Origin of the sequence: Methylophaga sp. OBS4, assembly GCF_026319305.1 — a bacterium.
Taxonomy (GTDB): Bacteria; Pseudomonadota; Gammaproteobacteria; order Nitrosococcales; family Methylophagaceae; genus Methylophaga.
In genome coordinates this window covers 34822-46399 of the sequence record NZ_JAPDMV010000025.1, presented here as the reverse complement: position 1 = coordinate 46399, position 11578 = coordinate 34822, and the positions used below count along the sequence as shown (strand labels likewise).

The window sequence follows — 11578 nt, the reverse complement described above, 5'->3', positions numbered from 1 at the left end:
GCGTACGCGGTGCCAATGTCTGCCGCATAGCCGTTCATCAACCACAACAAAGCGATACCGTGGTGGTGCTATCTGTTATCGATAATCTGGTCAAAGGCGCCTCCGGCCAGGCGATACAGAATATGAACATCATGTTTGGCCTGGCCGAGACAACCGCTATCAACAATATTGCGACCATGCCCTGATGGCATTAGACAGACCTTACGTTATTCATTACCGCCGGCCTTACCGCTGCCTTTTTCTGCTTGTCGTTGCCATCATGCTGACGGTCGCCGGTTTGTGGTATTTTAGTCAGCAATGGCGCTTGCAACAAACCGAGAAACTCAGCGCTTTGCAAGTTCAGCACCAGCAGTTACTGGCCGAAAACCAGCGGCTCACCGAGCGAAATCGGAAATTAAGCAGCAAGCTCAATAACCTCCATCAAATGCAAGCGATGCAACAGGCCACTGACTCGCATCTGCAAACGGAACTACAGGCTCTGCAGGATCAGGTCATCAATCTCAACAAAGAGCTGCTGTTTTACCAAGACATTACGCAGGGTAATGCCACCAGTGAATTACAAGTTCGTGAACTACATCTGAGATCAGCGGCTGATAATCCTGCATTATTTCATTATCGTATCGTCATTACGCAGGGAAAAAAAATCACCAAGGCTATCAAGGGCGATATCCAACTGATGCTGAACCTGAAAGACGATCAGACAAACTCACCGCGTCTGATCAATGAACATTCCCTGAAATTGCGCCATGTACAAGTGCTTGAAGGCACACTGAGATTAAAAGAGAATGAACATCCGGCAAACTTGCTGGTTAAACTGAAACAGGGCAATAAAACCCTTGCAGAGCGGACATTCGAATGGGAAGTCGAAGCCTCTCCCCCGGAGTCATGAGGTAAACCATGTTTAAGAAAGATAAACCTAAAAAAAGCAAATCGACCAATCGTATCGACACACTGATCGGTCGTCATACGCATATTAAAGGCGATATCAATTTCAGCGGCGGTTTACGCATTGACGGCAGTATTGCCGGCAATATCAATGCCACAGAGGATGACACCTCCCTGCTCACTCTCAGCGATCATGGCAATATCGAAGGTGAAGTCCGCGTCCCCAACGTCATCATCAATGGCCAGGTGACCGGCAATGTTTACGCTTCACAACATGTTGAGTTAGCGCCCAAAGCACGCATTAACGGCAACCTCTACTATCGTATGCTGGAAATGGCAATGGGTAGCGAAGTGAACGGTCACTTAATCCGCGCCCAAGAGCAGAGCGAGGATATTCTCAGCGTGGAGCACGAAGTTTTTGATAATGAAGAGCAGTTTCATCTGGAACAGAAAGCTTAAATCTTGACTATTTTACTCAGAATTGGATAATAAACAGACAACACTTAAATATTTTTTGGAGTAGTCATATGACCAGCGAAATGCCCAGCCCAATCATCTTTACCGAGGCAGCGGCAACTAAAGTCAGCGAACTCATTGCTGATGAAGGTAACGATCAACTAAAACTGCGCGTGTTTATCACCGGTGGCGGCTGTTCCGGTTTCCAATACGGTTTCACTTTTGAGGAAGAAGTCAGCGCAGGCGACACCCAGGTTGAAAAAGGGGGAGTTACCCTCTTGATCGATCCTGCCAGTTACCAATACCTGGTCGGCGCAGAAATTGATTACACTGATGGTGTTGAAGGTTCGCAGTTTGTAATTCGTAACCCTAATGCCACAACGACTTGTGGTTGCGGTTCATCCTTCTCACCCTGAATCAGAGTCCACATATTAATTAAAAGCCGGTGCGCAATTAGCCCACCGGCTTTTTTATGCCTGAAATCCAGAGGTTTCCATACCTTTTCTGGTTAACAGACCCTATAAAATTCCATTTACTTTCATTAATAGCTTGCCTATTATGAATGAACGTTCATTCATCTAGAGCATTCAAAATGGCACCAGCGGCAGCAAAAATTGATAAAAAACAGGCAATACTCTCGGCCACGCTGGAGTTGCTCGCCAGTTGCGGATTTCATGGTTTTTCGATCAAACAACTGGCGGCCAGAGCAGGCGTTGCCACCGGCACCGTCTATCTTTATTTCAAAGATCGGGAAGCGCTCATTTCTGAGTTGCATGCAGCCATTATTCTGGCATTTGCCGAAGCGGCATTTGAAGGCCACGATTTGGAGCAGTCGCTGAAACAACAGTATCAGCGGATCTGCAGCAACATATGGCATTTTTGTATCAATCACCCCGATGTCACGCTCAGCAAAGCGCAATTCGACCACCTGCCCCCGGAAATACTGCGCAGCCAGCGCTCCGATGCCTGGTCATTATTTCAACCATTGATGGATCTGTTTGAACTGGGCCGCAGCACACAGCAAATTAAAAACCTGCCCAATGATGTGCTAGCCAGCCTCAGCTTTGAGCCTTACATGTTTCTGGCAAGGCAACATCTGCTAGGTGTTATCGAAGTCGATACCAAGGAGCTGAGCAATATTATGGAAGCATCGTGGGATGCGATCTCCCGCTAATTAAGATAACTAAAAAGGAATTGTCAGGAGTCAACCATGATCTCTCAATTAACCAAAAAATGGCTCGGTATTGTAGTTATCACAACACTATTAAGCGCCTGTCAGTCTGATGCTGATAACGACACGTCTGCTGCCAAACAGTCTCCCCAGCCCCCAACGGTGGATGTCATCACCCTGATCACACAGCCCGTCACGCTGACCAATTCCCTGCCAGCGAGAACGGTAGCTTACCGCAAAGCCGAAGTACGCCCACAGGTCAACGGTATTATCGATAAGCGTTTGTTTGAAGAAGGTGCTCAGGTTGAAGCTGGACAACAGTTGTATCAGATTGAACCGGCATTGTATGAAGCGGCATTAGCAGATGCCCAGGCGGAGCTGGCCCGAGCCCGCGCAGGTCTGCAGACAGCCAAAGCCCGCGAAGCCAGATACAAAAACCTGATGGACGACAAAGCCATCAGTCGTCAGGAATATGATGATGCACTGGCCACCTACCGGCAGGCCCAGGCTGAAATTCAGGTTCAGCAAGCTGCGGTCAAATCAGCAAAAACCAATCTAAACTACACTCGGGTCAATGCGCCTATTTCCGGTCGCATCGGTAAATCCAATGTCACAGAAGGCGCTCTGGTCACTGCGCAACAGGCCGAAATCATGACCACCATCCATCAACTGGACCCGATTTATATCGATATCGCTCAGCCATCCAGAGACCTGCTGCAACTGCGCAAACAGCTCATTGAAAATAAATTGCAACGGAAAACGGCACCGAAGGTCACATTGATGCTGGAAGACGGCAGTACTTATCCCTTGACTGGCGAGCTGCAGTTTGCCGAGGTGAATGTGCAGCAGTCCACCGGTAATGTGGTGCTGCGTGCCATCATGCCAAACCCCGATCATTTGCTATTGCCGGGCATGTTTGTCAGAGCAAAAATCGTTGAAGGTGAGCTGGAAAATGCGATTCTGGCTCCGCAACGTGGTGTCAGCTTTGATCGGGAAGGCCATGCCACCGCCATGGTGGTCAATCAGGAAAATAAGGTGGAAGCCCGTCAACTTAAAGTCAAACGGGCCATCACAGATAGCTGGTTGATTGAATCCGGTCTTGAGGCTGACGATCGATTAGTCGTAGCCGGTCTGCAGAAAATCAGCCCCGGCATCAGCGTCAATATTGATCAGAACCATCGCCAGACACCTCAGGTTCAGGAGTAAGTCATGGCCAGATTTTTTATTGATCGTCCGGTATTTGCCTGGGTTATAGCCATCATCATCATGCTGGCCGGTATATTGTCTATTTTCCAGTTGCCGGTCTCGCAATATCCGGAAGTCGCCCCACCCTCGGTCTCAATCAGGGTCAACTATCCCGGCGCCTCCGCCAAAACGATTGAAGACTCGGTCATTCAGATTCTGGAACAGAACCTGACCGGTATTGATAATGTGATTTACATGTCTGCCACTAGTGATTCCACCGGAATCGGTGAAGTAACGGTCACTTTCGAGGCCGGCACCGATCCGGATATTGCTCAGGTACAAGTACAAAACAAACTGCAGGCCGCCATGCCGCTGTTACCGCAAGAAGTGCAGGAACAGGGAATCAGAGTGACCAAATCCAGTACCGGTTTTTTAATGGTATTGGGCTTTGTCTCCGCCGACGGCAAAATGGATAAATACGATATCGCCGACTTTGTCGGTGCCAATCTTCAGGATCCGCTCAGCCGGGTTAATGGCGTGGGCCGCATCCAGATCTTCGGCTCCCAATACGCTATGCGCATCTGGCTCAATCCCGAACGGCTGAGTCATTATCAACTGACAACCGCCGATGTCGTGACTGCCATCCGCTCACAAAATGTGCAGATTGCCGCCGGTGAGCTAGGCGGCGCGCCGGCTGTGCCGGGGCAGCAGTTCAATGCCAACATTGTGGTGCAGACACGGCTGGAAACACCGGAACAATTCGGCAACATCCTGCTGCGCGTGACTGAAGAAGGTTCCAGGATTCAACTGCGCGATGTCGCCCGGATCGAACTGGGCGGCGAAAATTACCAGTACGAAACCGAATACAATCGCCAGCCCGCCGCCGGCCTCGGCATCACGCTCGCCTCTGGCGCCAATGCTTTGCAGACCGCGGCAGCGGTACGCGAACGTGTGGCCGAGCTGGAGACGTTTTTCCCTCCGGGGCTGGAAGTCGTTTACCCCTATGACACAACACCTTTTGTAAAACTCTCCATTGAAGGGGTGGTACACACCTTGCTGGAAGCGATTGTGCTGGTGTTTCTGGTGATGTATCTGTTTTTACAGAATTTCCGCGCCACCTTGATACCTACCATTGCCGTGCCGGTCGTCTTGCTCGGCACGTTTGCCATTCTTTACGCATTTGGTTTTACCATTAACACTTTGACTATGTTTGCGATGGTACTGGCCATCGGTTTGCTGGTGGACGATGCCATCGTAGTGGTGGAAAACGTGGAAAGGGTCATGCATGAGGACGGGCTATCGCCACGTGAAGCCACCCGTAAATCGATGGACCAGATCACCGGTGCACTGGTAGGCATCGCCCTGGTATTGTCAGCAGTATTTGTGCCGATGGCATTTTTCGGTGGTTCTACAGGTGTTATCTACCGCCAGTTCTCCATCGCCGTCGTCTCTGCCATGGGTTTGTCGGTGCTGGTGGCGTTAACATTGAGTCCGGCGCTGTGTGCCGCGTTACTGAAACCATCCGACCCCGACCATTTCGAGCGCAAGGGCTTTTTCGGCTGGTTCAACCGCAGCTTCAACAGCGCCAGCCATGGTTATCGAAACAGTGTGCAGCACATGATTGGCCGAACCGGGCGTTATATGGTGATTTACCTGCTGATTGTCGTGCTGTTGGGCCTGTTGTTTAACCGCCTGCCCGGCTCATTTCTGCCAGATGAAGATCAGGGCCTGATGTTCAATCAGATGACCCTGCCGGTCAACGCCTCTAAAGACCGGTCAATGGAAGTGATGAACAAGATCGAGGATTTCTTTCTGGAAGAAGAGAAAGACAATGTTGACTCGGTGTTCTCGGTCATTGGTTTCAGCTTTGGCGGTCGGGGTCAGAATAATGGTCTGGCCTTTATCAACATGAAAGACTGGGATGAACGGCCAGCACCGGAACAGAATGTGCAGCAAGTTGCCGCACGAGCCAATACCTATTTTGCCCAGTTGAAGAATGCGACAGCATTTGCCATTGCACCACCGCCTATCCGCGAACTGGGTAACGCCAGCGGTTTTGATCTGCAACTGCAGGATCTGAGCGGACAAGGTCATCAGGCCTTGATGGCCGCACGCAACCAACTACTGGCCATGGCGGCTCAGGAGCCGCGACTGGTGGGTGTTCGTCCCAACGGCCAGGACGATACACCGCAATTCAAACTGGATGTGGATCATACCAAAGCATCGGCGTTCGGCGTCTCGCTGGATCAGATCAACAATACATTCAGCACTGCCTGGGCCTCGACTTATGTGAACGATTTTATTGATAACGGACGTATCAAAAAAGTCTATGTGCAGGGTGATGCTCCCTACCGGATGATGCCGGAAGACGTCAGTAACTGGTATGTGCGCAATAATGAGAATGAAATGGTGTCCTTATCCTCCCTGACTCAGGGTCGCTGGATTTATGGTTCACCGCGACTGGAAAGATACAATGGTGTGTCTTCGGTCAATATCCAGGGTCAGAGCGCGCCGGGTATCAGCTCCGGTGATGCAATGCTGGCAATGGAAGAATTAATCGCCAAACTGCCTGCAGGATTTGGCTACCAATGGACAGGGTTGTCATTGCAGGAACGGCAGGCCGGCGCCCAGGCACCACAGCTTTATGCCTTGTCGATTCTGGTCGTGTTTCTGTGTCTGGCCGCCTTGTATGAAAGCTGGTCAGTACCGTTTGCAGTGATGCTGGTCGTACCGCTGGGTATATTGGGTGCGGTATTGTTTGCCATGGGCCGGGGCTTATCCAACGATGTTTATTTCCAGGTCGGTCTGTTAACCACCATGGGGCTGGCTTCTAAAAATGCTATTTTGATAGTCGAGTTCGCCAAATCTTTGTATGAAGACGGCCTGCCACTGATTGACGCAACGCTGGAAGCGGTTCGCATGCGGCTGCGCCCCATTATCATGACCTCAATGGCATTTATGCTCGGTGTCACCCCTCTGATGCTTGCCACCGGTGCCGGCTCCGGCAGCCAGAATGCCATTGGCACCAGTGTATTCGGTGGCGTTTTGACTGCCACAATGCTGGCTATATTCTTTATTCCGGTGTTTTTTGTGGTGGTGTTCCGCTTGGCTAAGAAACTCAGTGGTAATAAAGCCGATACGGAAGCAAACACGGGAGCATCGGCATGAAGCCACAACTTAGACTAACGGTGATAGTAAGCACTCTGTCACTGCTAACGGCCTGCTCGCTGATACCTGATTATCAACGTCCCGAACCAACTATCGACATTGTTGAAAATACTGAAGCGGGCAGCATCTCGGTGGCAGAATTGGGCTGGCGTGAGTTCTACCGGGATCCGGCCTTACAGCAGCTGATTCAACTGGCGCTCGACAACAATCAGGAACTGCGCGCGGCTTCGCTCAGTGTCGAACAACTGCAAAAGCAGTATCACATCCAACGTGCAGCAAGATTACCTGCCGTCGATGTCGAAGGTGCCGCTAGCCGCGAACGCAGCCCACAGGCACTGGGATTCTCTGCCAGGAGCGGCATCAGTGAACAGTACAGCGTCGGCCTTGGCATCACCGCCTGGGAAATCGACTTTTTCGGCCGTATTGAAAGTCTGTCGCAATCGGCTTTGCAGCAGTATTTTGCCAGTCAGGCTGCCCGTGACAGTGCCCAACTCAGCTTGATTGCCGAGGTCGCCGATGGCTGGTTAAGCTGGCAGGCATCACGAGCGCAATACCAGTTGGCAACGGGCACCCGCGAAGTACGCGAGGAAAGTTATCGACTTATCCAAAAACGTTTTGATAACGGCCTCGTTTCTGAACTGGATCTGCGCCAGGCAGAAACCGCGGTACATGAAGCCAGCATTCTGGAGGCGCAACATCAACAGCAAGCCAATCAAAACTTCACGACTTTACAATTACTGACCGGCCAGACGCTGGATAAAAGCCAGTGGCAGGCGGACTGGCAACAAATCGGTCAACTTCAGGACATCCCGGCTAACCTTTCCTCCGAAGTATTATTGCAGCGACCCGATGTATTGCAGGCTGAACATCAAATTAAATCAGCTAATGCCGATATCGGTGCAGCGCGCGCCGCATTTTTCCCGCGTATCAGTTTGACCGCCAGTCTCGGTCTCGCCGGCAGCGAGCCGGCACAGTTGACCGAAACCGGCAGCCGCCAGTGGCAGATAGCGCCACAGTTTACCGTGCCTTTGCTGAATTTCGGCGTAAATCAGACCAACCTGGATGTGTCCGAATTGCAGAAAGACATCAATATCGCCAACTATCAGCAGGTGATTCAGCAGGCCTTTAAGGAAGTCCGGGATCAGATGGAAGCTCGTTACACGCTGGATGAGCAAATCAAGGCACAAAACGACCTGATTGCTGCGACCGAGCGCAGCCTGGCACTGGCCCGCTCCCGCTTTGACGCCGGCATAGACAGTTATCTCGATGTCTTGGATGCCCAGCGCAGCGCGATCAGCAGCAAGCTGAACCAGATTGATATCCGCCTGCAGCGGCTGCGTAATCAGCTGACTTTGTATAAAGCGTTGGGGGGTGGTCTGTTGGAGACCACAAACCAGCCCGGTGTAGAAAATTAATCCGCTTTCTTTTAAGCTTAGCCGGAGCCTCACAACAACAAGGAGTTAGGGATGTTAGAAGTAAGTGGTTTACTGGGCCTGATCTGGCTGATTATTGTTATATGGGCCATTATCAAAGTGGCGAACAGCCCGGCAGGCGCTGGCGTAAAAGCGTTATGGATTGTCATCCTGTTAGTGTTCCCGGTCATCGGCCTGATTATATGGTTCTTCCTCGGGCCCAAGGGCTGAGGCAAATGAAAAAGGGAGGCGCTAAGCCTCTTTTTTATGCCTGCGATCAGGCCAGATGTTCTTTTAACAAGCCGGGCTGACGCTCCGGGGTGAAGATTTCAATCCAGTAACCGTCGGGATCCTGGATAAAGGCAATACCTTTCATTTTGCCGTCATTGGGCTTTTTCACAAACGGTACACCCATTTTCTCAAAGCGTTCGCAGGCGGCATCAATATCCGGCACCGCAAAGCCGATATGGCCGAAACCTCGCGGATCGCTGTTGCCATTGTGATAACTAACATCATCCTTGTCCTCATCGCCCCAGTTATGTGTCAGCTCCAGTAGGGCCGGACGGGCAAAGGTCTGCTTGATACGCTCGTCATTATCTTCCGACCAGTCATTGACTTCATCAGGTGACAACGCCGCCATAAAATACAAGGTGAACTCCATTGCCGGAAAATCAAAACGCTTCACCAGCGTCATGCCCATCACATCGGTATAAAAAGCCAAAGTGCGTTTGGGATCCTTAATACGGAACATGGTCTGATTAAATACATAATCATGAGTAGCAGGATCGTGTAACTCGCTTAATCCTTCCGCCTTATCAAAATGTCTGCTCATCTTCTCTTTCCTCCTTTGGATTTAATTCTGTATAGGCCTGATTAATATACTGAAATAACCTGAAAATGCACGATACCAGCGAAGCAACGAGCGGCCTTATGCGCGGCATAACATCGTAGACAATCACTATTGTCTGGCAAGAGTTATGACAAAAAAGAAGGTGACTTATCGTCTCACCCTGCGGGAGTCCATGTAAACAATTAGTGCGCTTTCAATGTGATATTGTCGAATTCAATTAGCCTGTCAGCGCATGTTCCTACAGCGGATACGGCTTGTAGCGGGCATCGTAAGCCCCCGAGAGAACGAATAAAGCAAACATCAACGTGCTCAAAAGCTGCCCACACCGTTCGGATGGCTGCATAGCACGATGATAACGGTTCCAACAGTGATTGTCCTAGCGCCGTCAGGCTTATATTCCCCATTGGGAACCCTACGCTGCCAGCACGACGATATGAGCGGTTGTCATCAGAATGAAGGTCCTAACCAGGCAAACCTGTACGGTTTGAGAGCGGCACCAGTAATGGTGCCGCTGCTCATTGACATTAGTGAGTTTAGTTGATGAAAAACCATGAATTACATTACCAGAGAAGGTGGGATCAGAATGGGTCTTCACTGTCTATAAGACCATCGCAGTCATTATCTAGACCATCCTTAGATCTTGACCCTTTCTCGTTGTTGGCCGTTGGTACACACTCATTTTCACTAGTGTCGGGAGCGCTCTCGGTAAGGAAGCTAGCACTTGCAGTACTAGTTTGTTCCTGACCATCACTATCGATTTTGAAGGCTTGTACAGACCATGAGTAGTTAGTTGAATATTCCAGTGTGGTTGGAATGATATAACTGGTCTCAGTTATATCACCTGACGAAGCGATTGGCTCTTCTAGGCTCAGGCCTACCTTAACTCTATATCCATTCGCGCCACTGACAGCATTCCAACTGAAAGTGGGTTTAACACTCACATTTTCCTCGCCATCAGCTGGATCAAGCCCCAAGGGTAAGCCCAAAGATGGTTCCGATGTGGCCTCACCTCCTGATAACAGTGCATTGTAAGCCTGCACCAGCCCATACCCCGATGTATGGTCATAACCAATCTCGTAAAGATCCTTTGTTGATGAGTAGAGTGCATTTTTAACTTCATCAACAGCGCTAAAGTTGTAGGCAAACATTAAAGCAGCTACCCCTGCAACATGCGGACTAGCCATTGATGTGCCTTGCAGAAAATAGTGACCAAACTTATTTCGGTACTCCGTCTCCTGCAAGACCCCATCAGGATAACTATCGCCATTTACGTCAGCAGACGTATCTCCTCCCGGAGAAACAATATCAAGACCATCACCGCGATTAGAATAAGCCACCACATTGTCATTGAAATCAGTGGCCCCCACAGCAACAACTGTTGGATAGATAGCTGGGTAACTTACATTCTTTGAATAACCGTCATTGCCCGCTGCTGCAACCACAAGGACGTTTTTTGCATCAGCATAATCCAGAGCGGGATCTACAATCGGGTCGTTATACAATCCATCCTCGGCATTAACGCCCAAGCTCATGTTGATGACTTTAGCTCCGGTGTCTACAGCATGATAAATACCTTCTGCTATATCGGCAAATGTACCGCGACCTCTGTCATCAAGCACTTTCACTGGAATCACGCAGGCACTCGGCGCTACACCTGCAGCGCCAACAGAGGAGACACCATCTCCCTCAGAGAAAGAGGTTATTTGAGAGATAGTACCTGCCACATGGGTACCATGACTTAACTGACTGTTATCTGAGGGGTCATTATCAAGATTGACAACATCATAGTGTCCACTACTACATAGGTTGACACCATCGCCACCACCATAAACGATCCCAGTATCCAAAACGGCTACGCTTACAGCACCATTAACACCGGCACCTTTTGAAATATCCCATGCTAATTCACTTTGAATAGCAGGCAGATGCCATTGGTACGGGTAAAATGGATCAAGTGGCTTCAAACTAGCGTGAGCAATATAGTTAGGACTAGCCAGGATCCCCTTTCTTCTCAGTTTCATGGCTTGCCCAAACTCTTTGCCTTTTTCCACTCGCAAAACCATCAGGCCAGATTTGGGAAGACGTTTTATAATCTCATAGCCTTCGATACTACGAGCATCAGATTTCACGACAACCTGACCTGGCATAAATGGCGGCAAAGCAAAAGCTGTAGTCGTGAAAAGGAGAGTGGCTAATAGTATCAGGATTCTCGAGTACTTTTTCATGGATCAATCCTCTGATTAATATGAACTTTCTGGTTACTATACTCTCAAGTTACTGACTTCCAATATAAACTACCCGGCTTTGTCTGTCTCTGCCGCTCGTAACATAACTGAAAAGCTATACGCACAAATCAAACCCTGGCGTGACCTCTGACTGCAAAAACAGGCGGCCCGTGATGTGAAGCCAGTATGCCAAAGCTCGGTGACTTTATCTCCTATGCTTACCTAC

At 49.9% G+C, this 11578-nt stretch carries 10 protein-coding genes and 1 pseudogene; 9 read left to right on the top strand and 2 right to left on the bottom strand.

Going from position 1 to position 11578, the window contains the following annotated elements; translation table 11 throughout:
- The 9 genes and pseudogenes from OMP95_RS09115 to OMP95_RS09075 form a co-directional block, all read left to right on the top strand.
- Nucleotides 1-185: pseudogene (locus OMP95_RS09115) on the top strand (N-acetyl-gamma-glutamyl-phosphate reductase); the annotation flags it as partial.
- Complete coding sequence (locus OMP95_RS09110; protein ID WP_266328037.1) at nucleotides 185-889, top strand: DUF6776 family protein; 705 nt, start codon at nucleotides 185-187, stop codon at nucleotides 887-889. The pseudogene OMP95_RS09115 and the gene OMP95_RS09110, both read left to right, overlap by 1 nt.
- Nucleotides 890-897: 8 nt before the next feature.
- Complete coding sequence (locus tag OMP95_RS09105; protein WP_266328035.1) at nucleotides 898-1344, top strand: bactofilin family protein; 447 nt, start codon at nucleotides 898-900, stop codon at nucleotides 1342-1344.
- A 68-nt stretch (nucleotides 1345-1412) separates the two neighbouring features.
- A complete protein-coding gene (gene erpA / locus OMP95_RS09100; protein WP_266328033.1) occupies nucleotides 1413-1757 on the top strand; it encodes an iron-sulfur cluster insertion protein ErpA in 345 nt (114 codons plus the stop codon).
- A 176-nt stretch (nucleotides 1758-1933) separates the two neighbouring features.
- Nucleotides 1934-2515, top strand: coding sequence for a TetR/AcrR family transcriptional regulator (locus OMP95_RS09095; RefSeq protein ID WP_266328031.1), 582 nt, complete (start codon nucleotides 1934-1936; stop codon nucleotides 2513-2515).
- Nucleotides 2516-2551: 36 nt separating this feature from the next.
- Nucleotides 2552-3718 (top strand): efflux RND transporter periplasmic adaptor subunit, encoded by a 1167-nt coding sequence (locus OMP95_RS09090; RefSeq protein WP_266328029.1) that lies wholly within the window; start codon nucleotides 2552-2554, stop codon nucleotides 3716-3718.
- A 3-nt stretch (nucleotides 3719-3721) separates the two neighbouring features.
- A complete protein-coding gene (locus OMP95_RS09085) occupies nucleotides 3722-6865 on the top strand; it encodes an efflux RND transporter permease subunit (protein WP_266328027.1) in 3144 nt (1047 codons plus the stop codon).
- A complete protein-coding gene (locus OMP95_RS09080) occupies nucleotides 6862-8280 on the top strand; it encodes an efflux transporter outer membrane subunit (RefSeq protein WP_266328025.1) in 1419 nt (472 codons plus the stop codon). Before OMP95_RS09085 ends, OMP95_RS09080 begins: the two co-directional genes overlap by 4 nt.
- A 51-nt stretch (nucleotides 8281-8331) precedes the next feature.
- Nucleotides 8332-8508: a PLDc N-terminal domain-containing protein gene (locus tag OMP95_RS09075; protein WP_266328023.1), complete on the top strand. Its 177-nt coding sequence runs from the start codon at nucleotides 8332-8334 to the stop codon at nucleotides 8506-8508.
- 46 nt (nucleotides 8509-8554) lie between these two features.
- Here the strand turns inward: OMP95_RS09075 and gloA are convergent, their stop codons facing one another.
- On the bottom strand, nucleotides 8555-9109 hold the full coding sequence (gloA, locus tag OMP95_RS09070; protein WP_266328021.1) for a lactoylglutathione lyase: 555 nt from the start codon (nucleotides 9107-9109) through the stop codon (nucleotides 8555-8557).
- Nucleotides 9110-9705: 596 nt separating this feature from the next.
- Nucleotides 9706-11352, bottom strand: a complete 1647-nt coding sequence (locus tag OMP95_RS09065) for a S8 family serine peptidase (protein WP_266328019.1) — start codon at nucleotides 11350-11352, stop codon at nucleotides 9706-9708.
- Between the last annotated feature and the right edge of the window lie 226 nt (nucleotides 11353-11578).

Bases quoted from the DNA above. Each gene is read 5' to 3' on its own strand.
- OMP95_RS09090 (WP_266328029.1), top strand. From the start codon at position 2,552: ATGATCTCTCAATTAACCAAAAAATGGCTCGGTATTGTAGTTATCACA.
- OMP95_RS09080 (WP_266328025.1), top strand. From the start codon at position 6,862: ATGAAGCCACAACTTAGACTAACGGTGATAGTAAGCACTCTGTCACTG.
- OMP95_RS09110 (WP_266328037.1), top strand. From the start codon at position 185: ATGGCATTAGACAGACCTTACGTTATTCATTACCGCCGGCCTTACCGC.
- erpA (WP_266328033.1), top strand. From the start codon at position 1,413: ATGACCAGCGAAATGCCCAGCCCAATCATCTTTACCGAGGCAGCGGCA.
- OMP95_RS09085 (WP_266328027.1), top strand. From the start codon at position 3,722: ATGGCCAGATTTTTTATTGATCGTCCGGTATTTGCCTGGGTTATAGCC.
- OMP95_RS09075 (WP_266328023.1), top strand. From the start codon at position 8,332: ATGTTAGAAGTAAGTGGTTTACTGGGCCTGATCTGGCTGATTATTGTT.
- gloA (WP_266328021.1), bottom strand. From the start codon at position 9,109: ATGAGCAGACATTTTGATAAGGCGGAAGGATTAAGCGAGTTACACGAT.
- OMP95_RS09105 (WP_266328035.1), top strand. From the start codon at position 898: ATGTTTAAGAAAGATAAACCTAAAAAAAGCAAATCGACCAATCGTATC.
- OMP95_RS09095 (WP_266328031.1), top strand. From the start codon at position 1,934: ATGGCACCAGCGGCAGCAAAAATTGATAAAAAACAGGCAATACTCTCG.
- OMP95_RS09065 (WP_266328019.1), bottom strand. From the start codon at position 11,352: ATGAAAAAGTACTCGAGAATCCTGATACTATTAGCCACTCTCCTTTTC.